Annotated in this window: 14 protein-coding genes; 5 read left to right on the plus strand and 9 right to left on the minus strand. The window is 69.0% G+C overall.

Annotated elements, in window-relative coordinates; translation table 11 throughout:
• Together ABDW59_RS20370 and ABDW59_RS20375 are read left to right on the plus strand one after the other, a co-directional pair.
• The coding region (locus ABDW59_RS20370; RefSeq protein WP_343632519.1) for a response regulator at positions 1-808 on the plus strand (808 nt) is incomplete at its 5' end.
• 19 nt (positions 809-827) lie between these two features.
• The gene (locus ABDW59_RS20375; protein ID WP_343632521.1) at positions 828-2,159 is read left to right on the plus strand and encodes an SAM-dependent methyltransferase; all 1,332 of its coding nucleotides are present in this window, start codon (positions 828-830) and stop codon (positions 2,157-2,159) included.
• Here ABDW59_RS20375 and ABDW59_RS20380 read toward each other — a convergent pair.
• The gene (locus ABDW59_RS20380) at positions 2,093-2,680 is read right to left on the minus strand and encodes a hypothetical protein (RefSeq protein WP_343632523.1); all 588 of its coding nucleotides are present in this window, start codon (positions 2,678-2,680) and stop codon (positions 2,093-2,095) included. The genes ABDW59_RS20375 and ABDW59_RS20380 overlap by 67 nt on opposite strands.
• A 78-nt stretch (positions 2,681-2,758) precedes the next feature.
• Positions 2,759-4,546, minus strand: coding sequence for a hypothetical protein (locus tag ABDW59_RS20385; RefSeq protein WP_343632525.1), 1,788 nt, complete (start codon positions 4,544-4,546; stop codon positions 2,759-2,761).
• Between the two features lie 304 nt (positions 4,547-4,850).
• On the opposite strand from ABDW59_RS20385, the gene ABDW59_RS20390 reads away from it, so the two are divergent.
• Entirely contained in the window at positions 4,851-7,292 is a 2,442-nt protein-coding gene (locus ABDW59_RS20390) for a membrane-bound PQQ-dependent dehydrogenase, glucose/quinate/shikimate family (protein WP_343632584.1), read from the plus strand.
• Between the two features lie 381 nt (positions 7,293-7,673).
• On the opposite strand, the gene ABDW59_RS20395 is transcribed toward ABDW59_RS20390, so the two are convergent.
• Both ABDW59_RS20395 and ABDW59_RS20400 read right to left on the minus strand, forming a co-directional pair.
• The gene (locus ABDW59_RS20395) at positions 7,674-8,540 is read right to left on the minus strand and encodes a hypothetical protein (protein ID WP_343632527.1); all 867 of its coding nucleotides are present in this window, start codon (positions 8,538-8,540) and stop codon (positions 7,674-7,676) included.
• Positions 8,541-8,723: 183 nt separating this feature from the next.
• Positions 8,724-10,934 (minus strand): prolyl oligopeptidase family serine peptidase, encoded by a 2,211-nt coding sequence (locus ABDW59_RS20400; protein WP_343632529.1) that lies wholly within the window; start codon positions 10,932-10,934, stop codon positions 8,724-8,726.
• 395 nt (positions 10,935-11,329) lie between these two features.
• On the opposite strand from ABDW59_RS20400, the gene ABDW59_RS20405 reads away from it, so the two are divergent.
• Together ABDW59_RS20405 and ABDW59_RS20410 are read left to right on the plus strand one after the other, a co-directional pair.
• On the plus strand, positions 11,330-11,935 hold the full coding sequence (locus tag ABDW59_RS20405) for a hypothetical protein (protein ID WP_343632531.1): 606 nt from the start codon (positions 11,330-11,332) through the stop codon (positions 11,933-11,935).
• Complete coding sequence (locus ABDW59_RS20410; RefSeq protein WP_343632533.1) at positions 11,932-12,222, plus strand: type II toxin-antitoxin system RelE/ParE family toxin; 291 nt, start codon at positions 11,932-11,934, stop codon at positions 12,220-12,222. The genes ABDW59_RS20405 and ABDW59_RS20410 overlap by 4 nt, the downstream gene beginning before the upstream one ends.
• Before the next feature lie 13 nt (positions 12,223-12,235).
• On the opposite strand, the gene ABDW59_RS20415 is transcribed toward ABDW59_RS20410, so the two are convergent.
• The 5 genes from ABDW59_RS20415 to ABDW59_RS20435 all read right to left on the minus strand — a co-directional run bounded on the left by ABDW59_RS20415 (position 12,236) and on the right by ABDW59_RS20435 (position 18,046).
• Positions 12,236-14,638 carry a TonB-dependent receptor gene (locus ABDW59_RS20415; RefSeq protein WP_343632535.1) on the minus strand — a complete coding sequence of 801 codons (2,403 nt, stop codon included), beginning with the start codon at positions 14,636-14,638 and terminating at the stop codon, positions 12,236-12,238.
• A gap of 115 nt (positions 14,639-14,753) precedes the next feature.
• The gene (locus ABDW59_RS20420) at positions 14,754-15,194 is read right to left on the minus strand and encodes a DUF2946 family protein (RefSeq protein ID WP_343632537.1); all 441 of its coding nucleotides are present in this window, start codon (positions 15,192-15,194) and stop codon (positions 14,754-14,756) included.
• Between the two features lie 94 nt (positions 15,195-15,288).
• A complete protein-coding gene (locus ABDW59_RS20425; RefSeq protein WP_343632539.1) occupies positions 15,289-16,308 on the minus strand; it encodes a porin in 1,020 nt (339 codons plus the stop codon).
• 92 nt (positions 16,309-16,400) lie between these two features.
• Entirely contained in the window at positions 16,401-17,186 is a 786-nt protein-coding gene (locus ABDW59_RS20430; protein ID WP_343632542.1) for an ABC transporter permease, read from the minus strand.
• The gene (locus ABDW59_RS20435; RefSeq protein ID WP_343632544.1) at positions 17,183-18,046 is read right to left on the minus strand and encodes an ABC transporter ATP-binding protein; all 864 of its coding nucleotides are present in this window, start codon (positions 18,044-18,046) and stop codon (positions 17,183-17,185) included. The genes ABDW59_RS20430 and ABDW59_RS20435 overlap by 4 nt, the downstream gene beginning before the upstream one ends.
• Positions 18,047-18,049 lie beyond the last annotated feature (3 nt).

Here is an 18,049-nt window from a genome sequence, read left to right on the forward strand (position 1 = left end):
GCATGGGACTTGTATGGTGATGCGCATGCCGACGTTGCCGCCCGAAGCTCCTCTCCCACCGAGCCCTCCCGACACACCGCCCGCGCCGAACGCGGCGAGCGTGCCGCGTGCTGGGGCACCCGTGCGCATGCTCGTCGTCCAGGCGCTGGTGGTGCAGCCGTTGGCCGCGGTGCTCGAAGAGAGCGGCTACGAGCTGCTGCGCGCCGCCGACGCGCTGGCCGCGAGCGACGGCCTCAAGGCCGGACCGGCGCTCATCGTCATGGACATGGAGCTGCCCGAGTTGCCGGGAGATGGCCCGCTGGAGCTGCTCAGGCGGCTGGCCGGCGGCGGCGTCCCGGTGCTGACCCTCAGCCGGCTGCGCGACGCCGGCCGGCTCGATGCGCTGCGGGCGGCCGGCGCGGCCGATTGCCTGGTCAAGCCGGTGCGCATGAGCGACCTGCTCCAGCGCATCGAGCGGCAACTCCGGCCCGCCCAGATCGCGGATCCGGTGGCGCCCAGCCGACCGGTCGCGAGCATGACCGTGCGCGAGCGCGACGGTCACTGCGCCTGGCAGACGCCGCGATCCCGGGCGCTGATGGCGGCCTACTTCCCGCCGCCCTGGGCCGACCACGCGCGACTGCCGCCCGAGGTCATGGCCTGGGTGCATCGCGAGGCGCTGCGCCGACGCGCGGGCGCGCCGCCCTCCACGCTGACGATCCGGCCGCCCTCGGGCGGGCCGTCGCAGCCGCTCAGCTTCAGCCTCATGCAGGCGGACGCCGCGGTCATCGGCGAGGGGCATTGGCTGCTGGTGCTCGACGGCCCCGGCTGAACTGGGACAATCCGGCCCCATGTCTTCCGGAAGTCCTCTGTTCGCCCCGTCCCCCTCCGACACCCCCGCGCCCGCCGCGCCCGACGAGCGCCAACGCTTCCTGCGCCTGCTGCGCACCGCGCTGGCGGAGCGCCGCTTTCAGCGCCTGCTGCTGAACCGGCATGAAGGCGAGGACGCCACGATCGAGCGCCTGACCGTGCGCGACATCGAGCTGCGCGGCGAACGCGCGCTCAGCTTCTTGTGGCGGCACAAGACCAAGGACATCACGAAGAACCACGCGCTCGAGGACGGGCTGGCGCTGATCGAGTCGCTGCTGGGGAGCCAGTTCATGCAGGCGCATCTGGACACGCTCGGCGAAGAGGTGCAGCTGCGCTTCAGCCGCAAGGGCAAGCCCTTGCTGCAGGTCGGGCGCAAGGGCGGCGCCGCGGCGGCGTCGAGCGAGGGAGGCGGCGCGGATGCCGAATCCGGGGGGGCGGGCGGCGCAAGCGGATCGAACTCGCCCGGCGGTCATGACCGCGAGAAGCCGCGGGCGCTGTCGCTGGACAGTCCGTTCTGGCGCGAGTTGGGCGTGACCCACGAGATCAAGGGCCGGCCGGCGCTGGTGCCCGCGATGGCGCGCAAGTGGAAGCAGATCAACAAGTTCATCGAGATCTTCGGCGCCGCGATCCGCAAGGCGGGTCTGGACGCGCCGGGCACGCCGGTGCGGCTGGCCGACTTCGGCTCCGGCAAGGGCTACCTGACCTTCGCGATGCACGACTGGCTGCGCACGCAAGGCCTGGCACCGGCGGTGCAAGGCGTGGAGCTCAAGCAGGACATGGTGGCCCTGGGCAACGCGGCGGCGGCGCGCCACGCGCTGACGGGGCTGAGCTTCGAGCACGGCGATGTGCGCGAGCGCGGCGACCAGCCTTTGGACGTGATGGTCGCGCTGCATGCCTGCGACATCGCGACGGATTACGCGATGCATTTCGGCCTGCGCAGCGGCGCGCGCGTGATCATGTGCGCCCCCTGTTGCCACAAGGAGATTCGCCCGCAGATGCACACGCCGGCCGCGCTGCGGCCGCTGCTGCAGCACGGCATCCATCTGGGCCAGGAGGCGGAGATGGTCACCGACTCGCTGCGCGCGCTGCTGCTGGAGCTGATGGGCTACGACACGCAGGTGATCGAGTTCATCGCGCTGGAGCACACGAGCAAGAACAAGATGGTGCTGGCGGTCAAGCGCGCGCAGGACACGACACCGTCGCGGCGCGCGGAGCTGCTCACGCAGCTCGAGGAGATCAAGCGCTTCTACGGCTTGCGCAGCCAGGCGCTGGAGACGCTGCTGCGGGTCGAGGGCAAGCTGGAGGCGGCTTGACGTTCCCGCCAGGCCTGCCAGCCTTGCTCGCCAGCCCTGTCGCTCAGCGACGCCGCTGTCTCCAGCAGCGTGAGCGGCGGTCCGCCGGCGCGCCCTGCCGCCGCGCGAAGATGCTCGGCGGAGAGAACGCCGTCTTCGGTCGCGAGGGTCAGCTCCCGCAGCAGGCGGCCTAGCGCCTGGCCCACCAGTTGCGGAGGCGCCGGGCTGAAGGCGTGTTCGGCCCACAGGGTCTCGGGCAGCAGGATCCGCCCGACCTCGCGCGCATCCAGTCGGCCGTCGCTGAACATCTCGCGTGTCCAGGCGAACACTGCCGCGACGGCCTGCTCGCGTCCCATCAGCAAGGCCGCGCCCAGCAGCGGGAAGGGGACCGGGAATCGCGCCTCGCTGGTCACTTGCAGCAGGGCGCCGGTCGCCTCCGGGCTCAGCGACAGCGATTCCGACAGCCGTCGCACCAATGCCAGCTCGGCGGTGATCTTGTGCTCGTTCAGAGAGAACAGGGCGGCCTCCAGGGCGCCGCTCAAGCCGCCGTCCTCGCCGATCACCGGCGGGGCGAACCGTTGGACCAGGTCGTCGGGGAGCGACCGCAGGACGCGCGCGAGCTAATCGAACGACGCCTCATCGATGCTTACGCGCGCCCGGCCGGGGGGGTGAGCGGCGGCGAAGGTCCGCGCCGCTTCGCGGCAAGCCGCCAACGGGATCTCGCCGAGCAGCAGTTCCAATCGATCCAGCAGCGCGTGCTGCGCCTGGGTCAGATCGGCTCGCAGCGAGTCGTCGGCGTCCCGGCCCGCGATGCGGGTGTCGGTGTTGCGGGCGCGGATCCAGGAGGCTTCGCGGCGAATCTGGCGCGTCCAAGACTCGGGGAAGCCGGTCCCGCGCCATTGGCGCAGCAGTTCCGCCAGCGCTGAGCCACGTCGATTGACGATCGTCGCGTCCAGGGCCTCGTCCAGCACGGGAGCGGGCCAGCGATGGACCAAGCCGCTCATCCAACCCGCCAAGGTGTCGTCGTCGGGGATGATCCGGTCGATGACGGCGCGCACGCCTTGGAGGGTCGGCTGACTCGCCACCACACGTCGGACGATCGATGGCTTGTCGAAGGCAACGATGTGATCGATCAGCGGCTCCCGTGCGCGCTCGTCCAGCGCGACCGGCGTGCCGTCGATGCTGCCGCCTTGGGCAAGAAGACCGTGGGCCTCCTCGATGGTGGGCGGCCGCTGCCGCGTTCTGCCGCCGGGGATCTCGATGGCGACGAGGCATCGACGTCCCTCGAAGAGCTGAATCCGGTGGCGCAGACCGCGGACGTCGCGGTCGTCCAGGGTTAACTGCTCCGGCGCCGGCGCCAGTTTTTTCTTCGTCATGTTGTTGCGAATGTCGACGGCGAGCAAACGGGCGTCGCCAGCCAGTCCGCACGGATAGGCGTCTTCGTTCAACTCGCAGGCGCTGTAGGGATTGAGCGGTCCATAGCGCTGCGAAAGATCGCGCACCACCCGCTCCAGTTTCTCGAAGTGCCCCTCGCCGTTGAAAAAGTCGAGCGTCTCGCCGTTCAGGCTGGCCGCCAAGTCCGCACGCAGGTCGATCAGGCATTGATCGGCCAGCCCGTCGGCCAGGACCATGGGATCCAGCTTGCGCTCCAGCCCGGCCGCGCATCGCTTGACGATGTCCGCGTGCAGACGCAGGTCCACCGCGAACCGGTCCTGCGGCGCATCGGCGGGACACATCCCCGGAATCCTCAACGCCCGCAGGAAGGGGGCCAGCACATGCGGCGTGGTGACGTCCTGGTACTGCATGCGCGGCTCGGCGCGCAGCAGGTCCTGCAGATGCGCGGTCACCAGTGGCGCGAAGGCCGCGCTGACCTCGCGCCGCAGGCCGCCCGCATGCGCGCCCATCGTGAGAGCGGCCTTGCGCAGTTCGTCGCGCACACGTTCCAGACAAAGATCCAGTCCGCTGACGCCTTCCAGGGCGAGGCACTTGTGGGCGAGTTTGATGCCGGGGTCGTCGATCATCTCGGCAAGCGCTTCCAGCGGCATCTTGATATCGGGCGACAGCAGCTCCATGTCCCGCTTTCGGCGGCTTTCAAGCGCTTCGAAGGACTCGATCGCGACGTCCATGCTGCGCGTCCGCTGCTGTCGGCGAGCAAACGCCATGACGCACTGCAGGGCAACCCGGAACTCCTCGAATGCCCGGTTGTAATCCGGGCCCTGTTTGAAGCGATCCTGGGTCTTCAAGTCCGTCGCGCGATCGCCGGTGGTCTTGGGGGCGTAGACGCGCGGCGCTTGGGTCGTGTCGTCAGGGAGGCGTGGACGCGTCACGGCGTCCAGCTCGAGCCGCATCTCATCGACACGATCGGGAACGAAGCCGAAGCCCGGCGGGGATGGCGGTTGAAAGATCATGGCGCTGGGTCCGGGACTCGGCGACGTGGTTCCGCAGGGCCGTGAACCGACCACTGCCCGAACATCGGACCGGACTGCCTAAAACGGAGGCACTGGAAGGATCCTCTTTTCCGATCAAGGACTTAAGTGCTTCGGCCTCAGCTTTTCCTCTGAGTTGTCCACAGCGGAGGTGGGCAACCGGCATGGGGATTGCCCAAGGGGCGAATCACTTATCCCCATCGCGACCCGCGATGTCCGCCTCATGTCCTCCGTGCTCGCTCCCGCGCCGTCTCCCGTCCCCTGGCTGGCCCGCATCCTCGGCGGCATGCTGATCGTGCTCGGTTTCGTGCTGCTGGGGGCGGGCGGCTGGCTCGCCTCGATCGGCGGGAGTTGGTATTACGCGGTGTCAGGCCTTGCCTGGCTTTTCGTCGGCGCCTTGATGTGGGGGCGGTTGCGCGGCGCGGTCTATGGCTATGCGCTGTACTTCGTCGGCACGCTGGTCTGGAGTCTCTGGGAAGCGGGCCTGGACTGGTGGCCGCTGGGCGCGCGACTGGGCGTGCCCTTCGTGATCGGACTGGTGCTGTTGCTGCTGCTGCCCACCATGCGCCGCCACCTCCCAGTCGACGATCCGCGCCGCGTCGCGTGGCGTAGCCCGCCGGCCACGGTGCTCGCTCTGGCGCTGGGCGCATTCGTCGTGGTGGCGCTGCTGTCGTGGTCCCGCGATGTGCATGCGGTGGAGGGGCGGATGCCGGCGGCGCCTGGCGTTCCGGCATCGCCGGACGCCGCGTCGGCGCCAAGTCCCGCCGCGAGCGGTAGCGAACCCGCCGGCGTCCCCGAGGGCGAGTGGCACGCCTACGGCCGCACTGGCTACGGCCAGCGCTACTCGCCGCTCCAGCAGATCACCGCCGCCAATGTCGGCGACTTGAAGCTCGCCTGGGAGATCCACACCGGCGACCGGCGCGGGCGACCCGGCGATCCGGAAGAAACGACCTTCGAGGTCACCCCGCTGAAGGTCGGCGAGCGCCTGTTCCTGTGCACGCCGCATCAGCAGGTGATGGCGCTGGATGCCACCACCGGACGCGAGCTGTGGCGCTACGACCCGCAGGTCAAGGGCGGACTGGCGCTGCAGCACCTGACCTGTCGCGGCTTGTCGTACCAGCCGCCCGCGGAGTCGACCGGGGCCACGGCCAGCTCGGTCAGCACGCCGGCATCGACGCAGGCATCGGCGCCGGTATCAGACCCGACCGCCTGCGTCTCCAAGCTCTTCATGCCGACCGCGGACGGCCGGCTCATCGCGCTGGACCCCGCCACCGGCAAGACCTGCCCCCGCTTCGGCCGGTCGGGCGCGGTCGACCTCTGGGCGGGCATGCCCAACGTCCGAGCCGGGGCTTACTACTCGACCTCGCCCCCGGTGGTCACTCGACAGCTGGTGATCGTCGGCGGGACGGTGCTGGACAACGCGTCGACGAAAGAACAGTCCGGCGTCATCCGCGCCTACGACGTCGAGACCGGCGCCCTGGTCTGGAACTGGGATTCGGCGAATCCGGAGGAAACCGCCCCGCTGCCGCCCGGCCGCAGCTATACGCCTAGCTCGCCCAACAGCTGGTCCATCGCCAGCGTCGACGAGGGGCTGGGACTGGTCTATCTGCCGATGGGCAACCAGCCGCCGGACCAGTGGGGCGGCAAGCGCTCGCCGGCGGTGGAGCGGCACTCGTCGGCGGTGGTGGCGCTGGCGCTCGCGACCGGTCGGGTGCGCTGGGTCTTTCAGACGGTGCATCACGACCTCTGGGATTACGACGTCCCCGCGCAGCCGACCCTGGTCGACCTGACGGTGGGCGGGCGGCGCGTGCCGGCGCTGGTGCAGGCGACCAAGCAGGGCGAGCTCTTCGTGCTGGATCGGCGCGACGGCAAGCCGATCTTCCCGGTCACCGAGACGCCGGCGCCGCAGGGCGCGGCGGCGGGCGACTTCACGGCGCCGACGCAGCCGGTCTCCGCCATCTCCTTCAATCCGCCCGAGCTCACCGAGCGCGACATGTGGGGCGTGACGATGTTCGATCAGCTCTGGTGCCGCATCGCCTTCCACCGGCTGCGCTACGAGGGCCGCTTCACGCCGCCATCCACGCAGGGTTCCATCGTGAACCCGGGTAACTTCGGCGTCTTCAACTGGGGCGGCATTGCGGTGGACCCGCAGCGCGGCATCGCGTTCACGACGCCGGCGGTGCTGGCCTTCACCTCGCAACTGGTGCCGCGGCGGGATGACACGAGCTTGTTGGTCCAGGACAAGGGCCCGCCCAGCGGATCGCTGCCGGCGCTCAACGAGAACTTCGGCGCGCCCTTCGCGTCGCGGATGAAGCCGTTCACATCGCCGCTGGGCATCCCGTGCCAGACGCCGCCCTGGGGGACGGTGGCGGGCGTGGACCTGAACGCGGGTCGGGTGGTCTGGCGCCATCGCAACGGCACGGTGCGCGATCTCTCGCCGGTGCCGCTGAAGCTGCGCTTGGGCGTGCCCAACCTGGGCGGACCGCTGCTGACGGCCGGCGGCGTGGCCTTCCTGTCCGGCAGCATGGACGACTACGTGCGCGCCTATGACGTCGAGGACGGTCGCCAACTCTGGGAGGACCGTCTGCCCGCCGGCGGCCAGGCGACGCCGATGACCTATCTGGGCGCGGACGGTCGGCAGTACCTGCTGGTGGCGGCTGGCGGGCACGGGTCCACGGGGACGAGGCCGGGCGATACGGTGCGGGCCTACGCGCTGGAGAAGCGCTGATCGAAGAAGCCGTTCGATGAAAAAAAGTGCCCGACCCCGCGTGGACGGGATCGGGCAAGAGCGCTGTGGACGCCGCCTGAACGCTCCGAACTGCGGGAGCGTGGCGCTGCGGCGTGGCGAATGAGGAGCGCATGAGCGCCGGCCATGAGGCGACCCCGGAGGGACGCGGCCTGGGCGCTTGGACGAAGGGGCGAAGCTCAGCGCCTGGGGCGAGGCGCGTGCGCCGGTCCTGGACTCCGCGAGCAGGGACGCGGGGGCGTGGTCTGCGGGGAGAGGAGGCTGCGGCGTGTCTTCATGCTTCGCATCATCGCCGTCGGCAAAGAAGTCGAGCCGAGAAGAACAGGCCCCAAATCCGGCCAAACAACTGGCCGGATTTCGCGGCTATTTCCGGGGCGTCGGTGCAGTGGGCAGTGGAACGGTTTGCTCACTGATCACGCGCTGGAACTCTGCGCCGGTCAAGGCGCCGCAGTCGTGCGCGCTCCTGGCGGCGCCTTTGAAGAGGGCAAGAGCGACGGAATGACTCTCTTCCTGAAGCGCGCCCAGCAAGGTCTGTCGGACCGGCGCCGAGCCGTCCCCGGCGTGGCGCGGGACAGGCGCCTGGAACAGCGAGACCAGATCGCCATGCGTGATGACGCCGGCCTGAGCCGCTGCGACGTAGCCGTCCATGACGGCGCCGAACTCGCTGAAGGCCGTGTTGCCTTGCTGCAGCGCCTTGTGCGGCAAGGGCAGGCCAGAAGCCACGTCCAGCAGCAGACCCGCGCATCGGTCTGACCGGATGAGATCGTGCGCCGCGAACTGGGTCACACGCGAGATCCAGCGCTGGATCGCGCCCGCGCGCTCCGCATCCTCGAACCAGAGGGTGCGAGTCATCGACGCGGGACGCGTGGATGCCAGGGCGACCGCGACCATGTTTTCCGGCCAGCGCCTCGCCGGAAGGAAGGGTAGCCTGGTCATGCCGGCCTTCAGCGTCGACAGCTCGTGCAGGTAGAGGCGCGCCGTGCGCCGCGTCGAGCTGAGGTCCGCGTCCCCCATGACGGCGAGCAGTTGATCGAGATGACCTCGAGCGTCCAGCTCGCCATTGCGACGTTGGTGTCGCAGCCAGAGCATGGACGCGTACGCATTCGCGGATTGGTCCATCGCAAGCTCCTCTCGCAGCTGATATTCCAACTGGTGGGGCGCCGGGGCGACCTTCTCCACCTCATCGATGTCGTCGACGCGATCGACGTCGTCCTCGAAGTTCAGGGCCATGGGGGTGGCGGATCGGGCCAAGCGGGAGGTGACAGGCATGAATCGCTCCATTCGACGAGGCGGGTTCAGTTGCCGTCAGACATTCCCGGTTCACGCGGGGTGCGGTCGAAAAAGAGCCCGGCGCGTCGAACACGGGCCGGGCCTGGGAGCGCGCGCCTCGGCGCGCTCGTCGTCGTTGACGCCTTACTTCACATCGACGCCGAAGGTATTGGCGATGAAGGCCAGCATGTCGGCGCGCTCCTCGATGATCTTGGAGGTCGGCTTGCCGGCGCCGTGGCCGGCCTGCGTCTCGATGCGGATCAGCTTGGGCGCGGGGCCGGTGTCGGCCGCCTGCAGCGTCGCGGTGTACTTGAAGCTGTGGGCGGGGACGACGCGGTCGTCATGATCGCCGGTGGTCACCATGATCGCCGGATAGCGCTGGCCGCTCTTGATCGTGTGCAGCGGGGAGTACTTGATCAGCGCCTGGAACTCATCCGGATTCTCCGAGCTGCCGTAGTCCGAGATCCACGCCCAGCCGATGGTGAACTTGTGGAAGCGCAGCATGTCCATCACGCCGACCTGCGGCACCGCGGCGCCGAACAGGTCCGGACGCTGGTTGACCACCGCGCCCACCAGCAGGCCGCCGTTGGAGCCGCCGTTGACGGCGAGCTTCGCGGGCTGCGTGTACTTGTTGGCCACCAGCCATTCGCCGGCCGAGATGAAGTCGTCGAACACGTTCTGCTTGCGCAGCTTGGTGCCGGCCTCGTGCCACTCGGAGCCGTACTCGCCGCCGCCGCGCAGCACCGCCAGCACGTAGACGCCGCCCATCTTCATCCAGGTCGCGGCGGTGACGTTGTAGCCCGGCGTCATCGCGACGTTGAAGCCGCCGTAGCCGTAGAGCAGCGTCGGATTGTTGCCGTCGAGCTTCAGGCCCTTGCGGTGGGCGATGAAGATCGGGAAGCGGGTGCCGTCCTTGCTGGTGACGAAGACGCGCTTGCTCTCGAACTGGTCGGCGTCGAAGGCGGTCTTGGTGCGCTTGAACAGCTCGGCCTTGCCGGTGCGGGCGTCCAGGCGCCAGATCTCGGCGGGGGTGGTCAGGCCGGTGTAGAGGAAGAAGGTCTCGGCGTCGTTCCACTTGCCGCCGAAGCCGGACGCGGTGCCCACGCCGGGCAGCTTGATGTCGCGCACCGGCTTGCCGCTGGGCGCGTGCACGCGCACCAGGGTCGAGGCGTCCTGCAGATAGCTCAGCAGCAGCTGGCCGCCGACGCCGCTGGCCTGGGACAGCGCGTCCTTGGTCTCGGGCACCAGCGTGGTCCAGGTCTTGGCGTCCTTGGCCTTCCAGTCCTTGTCCAGGTCGATCGCGATCAGGCGGCCGCGCGGCGCGTCCTTGTCGGTCTTGACGATCAGGCGCTGGCCGTCGAGCACCACGGGCGAGTACTCGGCGTCGAAGCTCAGCGTGACGGGGATGGGCTTGGCGCCGGCGTAGCCGCCGTGGCCGTCCAGCGGGAGGACCATCAGGCCGTTGGCGTGCTCGGTGCCGCGGCTGATGGTGATCAGCGCGACGCGGCCGTCATCGGTGACCTCGGTGCCGAAGCCCCATTGCTTCTCGGCCGGGTTCTCCAGCACCAGCGCGTCGGCGGACTGCGGCGTGCCCAGGCGGTGGTAGTAGACCTTCTGGAAGTAGTTGGTCCCGGTGAGCGCCTCGCCGGCCTTGGGCGCGTCGTAGCGGGCGTAGAAGAAGCCCTTGCCGTCCGGCGTCCAGGACGCCATCGAGAACTTCACCCATTCGATGGTGTCGGGCAGGTCCTTGCCCGTCTCCAGGTCGCGGACCTTCCAGGTCTGCCAGTCGGAGCCGGCGCCGGCGATGCCGTAGGCCATCAGGCGGCCGTCCCTGGACACGGCGGTGCCGGTCAGGGCGACGGTGCCGTCCTTGGACAGGGTGTTGGGGTCGAGCGCGACCTGCGGGGTGTCCTTCAGCGTGCGGGCGGTGTAGAGCACCGATTGCTGCTGCAGGCCGTCGTTGCGGCTCCAGAAGTATCGGCCGCCTTCCTTGTAGGGGACGCCGAACTTCTCGAAGTTGTAGAGCTCGGTGTAGAGCTTGCGGGTGGGCAGGCGCTGGGGCATGGCGCCGAGGAACTTCTCGGTGACCGCGTTCTCGGCCTGGACCCAGGCCTTGGTGTCGGCGCTGTTGTCGTCCTCGAGCCAGCGATAGGGGTCGGCGACGACGGTGCCGTGGTAGTTGTCGGTCTGGTCGACCTTGCGGGTGACCGGATAGGTCAGGCCTTGCGCGGGGGCGGTCGACGTGGATGACGTAGAAGGGGCGGCGGTCGTCGAGGCGCCGGTCTGCGCGTGGGCGACGACGGTGCTGCCGAGTCCGACCACCAGCGCGGCGGTCAGCGAGAGACAGGCATTCATGCGATGAGCTCCTGAGAGTCGAGGACGCCGCCGCGGGGCTCGTGGCCACGGGGCGGTGGCGCAGGATTGTGCCCCTGTCGACAGGGGGTGTCGTTCGTCAGGGCGGGCAAACGCGCAGGGCTTGCCGGGCGTGTGGCTGATGCGACTCGCACAAGTGGGTGGTCTTCGAGATGTCGCTGGCGAGACGGGTTTGCAGACGTGGCGCGGACTTGCGCTCGATTCGGGTGGGGAAGGGGGCGGCGGGCGCTGACACGTTCAAGTCGGTGAAGCGGTCCGAACGGTGTTGGGGCCGATGGCGACGGGACAAAGCGCTTCAAGAATGGTGCATCCCTTCTTCAAGAAAGTGCAGGTGCAAAATGGTTGCCCTCCTGGACCCGACCTATGTCCGCCTCCCGATGACCAAGCCCGAGACCGCCACCTTGACCCTCCGCATCGATGCGGCGCTGCTGCGCAAGCTGGAAGCGGGCGCGGCGGCTTCGAATCTCTCTCTCGACGAGCACGTCGAGTGGCTGATCGAGGAGGCCGTCTTCATCAACAGCCCGGAGTTCTTCGATCCGGACAACGAGGAGGCGCGCGAGTACCGCCTGGTGCGCGAGAGCCAGGAGTCGCTCGCGCGTGGCCGAGGTCTTCCTTTGAAGGACGTGCAGGAAGAACTGGCGGGTCGCGGAGGCGACCGCAGTGCTGCGGACGCACAGGCATCAGCGCCGTCCAAGCTGACTCTGACGATCAATGCGGAGATGATGGAACGTCTGCGCAAGTCCCCCATCGCGTTGCATTTCTCGGTCGAGGAGTACGCCCTTCGACTGATGAACGAAGCACTGTTTATCAATAGCCCCGAGTTCTTCGATCCGAATAGCTGGAGGGCATACGAGTACCGTCTCGTGCGCGAAGGCATTCGCTCGGGCATGTTGGAGCCGACGGTGTCGCTCGATGAGGTGGAGAGGGAGTTCCGCGAACGCTTCGCAGCGGCAAGGTCGAAAGATCAGCCGTCGAAGCCATGAGCGCGGTCCTGACGAGGCGGGCGCGTCGCGATTTGGCCGCCATCATTGGCCGGATCGAGGAAGACAACCCCATCGCGGCCGAGAGGATGTTCGAGGAGTTCTCTGAGAAGTTCCGACTGCTTGAGGAGTTCCCCGGCATCGGCACGCCGACCGACACTGGTGAGATTCGCATCCTGCCAGTCAAGCGCAATTACCGCGTGCACTATCGCCTGCCACCGCCGAAGCTCCAGATCGAACGCGTTGTCCACGTCGCGCGGAACTGGTCAGGCGAGGGCCTGCCCGCCTGACGCGCTCGTCGCGCTAGTAATCCCACCGCACTTCCACCTGGAACGTCCGTCCCGGATACGGATGGAAGTTCCAGTACTGGTAGTTGTTGAGGTTGTCTACGCCGGCCGCGAGCGTCCACTGGCGATCGATCTTCCACTGCGCGCGCGCATCGACGCTGAAGTACTTGCTCGCGCTCATGTACGCGAATCCGTTCGGATCGCTGTTGTCCAGCGTGCTGAACTGCCGCCCGCTGTAGCGCGCGCCCACGCTCAGATTCAGGGCATCGGTCGCCTGCCATTGCGTGAGCAGCGTCGCCCGCCAGCGCGGCACGCGCGGCTGCCATTTGCCCACCGTGTCGCCTGGCACCGTCGCATAGCCCGCATTCGCCAGGATCACCGAATCCGCGAAGGTCACGCTGCCGGTCACCGTCCAGCGCGGCCGCACCGTCGCCGTGCCGCTGAGCTCCACCCCTCGCGTCCGGATGTGATCGATGTTCTGCACCGTGTTCGCATTCGTCGCGACGTTGAGCTGCGAGTACAGCGCATCCCGGCTGTCCTCATGGAACAGCGTGATCCGCAAACCATCGCGCCCCTGACCGGTCCACTCGGCGCTGAGCTCGCTGGTCCAGCTGCGCTCGGGCTTCAGATCCGGGTTGTTGTTGATGGCCTCGCCCTTGGCGTTGAAGCCTCCCTGATACAGCTCGCTCACCGTGGGGAAACGGACCGCGCGACCGGTGCTGGCCTTCAGCACCCAGTGCTCGCCCAGTCCATAGGACAGCGCGGCCTTGGGTGACCACGCGGTCTGCGCGCGCCGCGGATGCATCAGCGTGTTGACGCCCGACTGCGTGATGCCGTCAAAGGCCTGCCAGCGCTCGCCGCGCAGGCCGAGCACCGCCGTCCAGTCCGGCGCGAAGGCCCACGCATCCTGCGCGAAGACCGATCGCAGCTGCGTGTCCCCGTCGAAGCGCGAGGTCTGCGCGCCAGGCGCGCCTCGCCGCCAATCGTCGAGCGCAAACACCCGCGTCCGCAGCCGATAGCGCTCCTGCGACAGCCCCGCGTCGATGGTGTGGTCGCTGCCCTCCGGCGTCCAGGTGGTCTTCGCGGCGAGCGTGCTCCAACCGGTCCCGCCCTGGTCCGTGAGGCGTCCCGCCTGCGGCAGCGTCGCCACCGTCGGCGCATAGGCGCGCGAGCGGTCGGACTGGTAGTCGTACAGGCTGCCGGACAACTCCCAGCCCAAGCCGTCCCGCACGCGCCGCTTCAGCGACACCGCATGCATCCGGTGCTCGAGCTCATCGCGCGTCTGCGGGAAGTCGCTGGCGCCCAGCGTGTAGCCCTTGCCGTCGATGATCACCGGCTGGCTCAACCCGCCGCTGCTGCGATGGTCGATGGTCTGGCCCTTCGCATCGGTGAGGAAGCTGCGCGAGCTCCCGTCCGAGCGGTTGCTCCACAGCCCGAAGACATACATCGCGCGCAGCCCGGCGTCCAGGTCGTAGGCGAGCTTCACTTTGGCCTGGTCCTGCACCGTGGCGTACTGCGTGCCGCTGCCGACCATCAGCCAGGGCTGGTTGCTGCGATTCAGGGCCTGGACCGCGCCGCTCACCGGGATCGCCGTCACGCCGCCGACCTTGCCGTCGACGACCGGTGCGCCGCTGCTCAGCAGCTTGGTCGCGAAGGTCTGCGGCGGGCCCTCGCTGTCGGTGCGGCCGACGTGCAGCCACCAGGAGAACGCGCCCTGGGCGCTGCCGATGGAGGCGCTGGCCTGCTGGGCGTCATAGCTGCGGTCGCCGCCGAGGAAGGAGCGCGGCTGATGGCTGTAGCCGACGCGCGCATGGGCCTCGAAGCGTGTCGGCATGCGGGTCTGGTAGTCGACGACGGCACCGACCGCATTGCCCGGGTACGCGGCAGAGAACGGCCCGTACATCACGTCGACGCGGCTGATCTCCTCGGGCGACACCAGGCCCCAGCGCGGCGCATAGGTCGCGCCGTTGCCCAGCAGGTTGGACAGCAGGATGCCGTCCGCATAGACCAGTGAGCGGGCGCTGTTGCCGGTGCCCGAGGCACGGGTGGACAGCACCGCGTGGTTGTAGTCGCCGATGTAGCGCTTGCGCACCAGCAGGCTGGGCAGGTACTTCAGCGCGTCCTCGGCGTCGGTGGCGTTGATGTCGCGGGCGATGTCCTCGCCGGTCAGGCCCTCCATCGTCGTGGGGATGCGGCTGGGCAGCGAGGTCGGCGCCGCGCCGTCGACGCGGACGACGCCGAGTGTTCGGGTGCTCGCCGCGGTCGGGGGTGGGGTCGCCGACGACGAGGCTGCGCTCGAGGGCGACGACGACGAGGAAGAGGACGCGGTGGTGCCGGCCTCATCGGCCGCATAGGCGGTGGCGATGAGCGACGCGAGCACCGTCAGCGCGCAGACGCGCGCACGGGGAATGCTGTGCATGAAAGGAAACTCCGACGGTCGAGGGCTCGCGGACGCGGGGCGCTCGGGCGCGTCGGGGGACGGCCAGGCGCGGGCGCGGTCGGCGAGAAGGCGCGGCGGGATCGCCGCGACGGGCTCAGGCCGTCAGAGGAGGCGCCCGTGCCGGCGCCGCGCGCCAGGCATGCGCGGTGACCGAGGCGCTGAAGAAGCGCTCGGGCAGGCCGTGACGCAGCTCGGTGCGCAGCGGCGCGACCTCGTGGGTCGGAGGAAGCGGAAGCGCGTCCTGATGCAGATGGCAGAACGGGCAGTGCTGGAGCAGCGAGTGCTCCTGATCGATCGCGCCGCCGGTGGGTGCGTCGTTGGCGGCGCTGGCGATCGCCGCGGTGTCAGCGCTGGATCTGCCGGAATCGGCGCTCGCCCCCAGCGCATTGAAGCTGGGGCCGCAGACGGGCGCCCAGGGCACGATGTCCTGGTCCAGCGCGCGGGCCGCCATCGACACCGCCGGCAGCAACGCCGCCAGCCAGAAGGTCAGGACGACCATCCAGCGAGCGAGGGGAGTGCGGGCGGCGAAGCGCATGGCGGCGCATTCTAGGCGCAGCCCGGAGTGGCCTTCGGCCGCTCTGAACCGCCCTGCTTCGCCCACCGCGACGTGCGACGTGCGGCGCCGCGGGTCAGAACCGATGGCGCACGCCGACCGAGACGCTGTTGCCGTTCGACTGTCCGGTCAGCTTGTCCAGCATTGCCACCGCGTAGACGTCGGTGCGCTTGGACAGCCAATGGTCGTAGCCGGCGGTGACGGTCTGGCGCTTGGCCCCGACGCTGGGCGAGATCTGCCCGTACTGCGCCAGCAGCTTGCCCACGCCGACGGGGATGGCGCCGCCGACCTCGTAGATCTTGTAGTCCACGTGGCGAGTCGTGTTGTCGACCTTGCCGATCTGTCCGAACAGCTTCACCACGCCGAAGTCGTAGGACACGCTGCCCAGCCAGGTCTTGGTGTCGTCCACCGCGGTCGCGCCGTCCTTGGCGACCTTCTGGAACACCAGCGAAGCCGCGAACGGTCCGCCCGCGTTGTACTGCCCGCTCAGCCCGGTGTTGCGGCCGCCGGCGCCTTCGCCCGCGGCGACGAAGGCGGTGCCGCTGAAGCCGGAGATCAGCGGCGTCGTGTAGAGCACCGAATCGCTCCAGCCCGAGTCCCCGGTCGTCGTGTTGCTGGAGAAGATGTGGCGGATGCTGGGCGAGTAGCCGAAGCTGTCGCCGAAGGGATTGAAGCTGAGCGTGGCCACGAACAGCGGCGTGGTGTTGCGGCCCAGCTTGATGTCGCCGAAGTCCTTGCTGCGCAGGCCGACGAAGGCGTTGCGGGCCCAGAAGGCGTCGCCGTTGAAACGGCCCTGCTGGCCGGCGTCGGCGCGCAGGAAGGCGTCGAGCTGGAAGAAGGCGCTCAGGCCGTCGCCCAGGTCCTCGTTGCCCTTGAAGCCGATGAAGCTGGTGCTCATCTTGCCGCTGTCCACGCCCTTGACGCTGGTGGTCGCGCCGGGGTTCTTGCTGGTGCCGACGCTCACGTCCATCAGGCCGTAGAGCGAGACGCTGCTCTGCCCCTGCGCGTTGCCGGACAGGGCGAGGACCGCGGCCAGCGGCAGGAGGGCGAGCGGGAGGCGTTTGCCGACGCGCTGGCCGGTGGGCTTGTGATTCATGGAGCTGCTCCGTTTGGGTTGGAATCGTTGTGGGAGTACTGCGGGAAGTAAAGCCGGGGAAAGTGCGGGGAGGGCGGGGAGGGCTGTGACCCTCACGAAGGCTGGCCTCGATGCGCCCAGCCGGTCAGGCGGCGCTCGACGACGGCGAAGAGCTCATACATGGCCATGGCCATCGCGCCGACCACGACCAGGCCGGCAAAGGCCAGGCCCATCTGCATCGACGAGCCGGCCGACACCAGCAGATAGCCGATGCCCTCGTTGGCGGCGGTCATCTCGGACACGGTGGTGCCGACGAAGGCCAGGGTGATGGCGACCTTGAGCGCGCCGAAGAAGTGGGGCATCGAGCGCGGCAGGCCGACCTTCCAGAGGATGTCCCGCCGACGCGCGCCCAACACGCGCAGCACGTCCTCCAGTTCCGGCTCCAGCGTGGCCAGGCCGGTGGCGATGTTGACCATGATGGGGAAGAAGCTGATCAGGAAGGCGGTCAGCACCGCCGGGCCCGCGCCGATGCCGAACCACACCACGAGGATGGGAACGAAGGCCGCCTTGGGCAGGGCGTTGAAGCCCGTCATCAGCGGATACATCGCGGCATAGGCCAGCCGCGAGGATCCCATCAGGCAGCCCAGCAGCACGCCCACCACGATGGACAGCGCGAAGCCCAGCATCGTCACCCAGTAGCTGCGCCAGGCGTGGGCCAGGATGACGGCGTGATGCTCGACGAGCTGCTCGCCGATGCGCCACGGGCTGGGGAAAAGGTACTCGGAGACCTCGAAGAAGCCGCATACGCTTTGCCACAGCAACAGGATGACGATGAGCAGCAGCCAGTGCGCGTGGCGCTTGAGCTGGAAGGCGGCGCGGCGGCGGACGTCGGTGCTCATTGCGCCACCTCCGCACCCTGGCGCTTCATCGCGCCGATGTGGCCGCGCAGCTCGTGAACGATGTCGCCGAAGGCCGGCGTGTAGGTGATCTCCAGATCACGCGGACGCGGCAGCGGCACCTCGCGGCGCAGCTGGATGCGGCCGGGGCTCTTGCTCATCACGTAGATGGTGTCGGCCAGGAAGACCGACTCGCGCAGGTCGTGGGTCACCAGGATCACGTTGAAACCCTGGGCGGCCTGCAGGTCGCGCAGGATGCACCAGAGCTCCTCGCGCGTGAACGCGTCCAGCGCGCCGAAGGGCTCGTCGAGCAGCAGCAGCTGCGGCTCATGGATCAGCGCGCGGCAGATGCTGGCGCGCTGCTGCATGCCGCCCGAGAGCTGCCACGGGAACTTGTCCTCGTAGCCGGCCAAGCCGACGCGTGCCAGCAGCGCGCGAGCGCGTTCCTCGAATTCCTTGCGGCGCGACTTCAGCTCCGAGCGGAAGGGCTCGACGATCTCCAGCGGCAGCATCACGTTGGCCAGCGTCGTCCGCCAGGGCAGCAGCGAGGCCGATTGAAAGGCCATGCCGCTGATCTTCAGCGGGCCGTGGACCGTGCGGCCGTCGACGCGGATCTCGCCGCGCGAAGGCGCCTTCAAGCCGGTGCTGAGCTTCATGAAGGTCGACTTGCCGCAGCCCGAGGGGCCGACGATGGCGATGAACTCGCCGCGCCCGACCTGCAGGTCGATGGCCTCGACGGCGAACTTGCCCTGCGCCAGCAGCTCGTCGTTGTAGGCGAGCCAGACATCGCGGAACTCGACAAAAGGCGCGACGAAGGGCGGGACGACGGGTGCGACGAAGGGCTCGACCGAGGGCGTGGACATGGC

Origin of the sequence: Roseateles sp., assembly GCF_039595295.1 — a bacterium.
Classification (GTDB): Bacteria; Pseudomonadota; Gammaproteobacteria; order Burkholderiales; family Burkholderiaceae_C; genus Roseateles.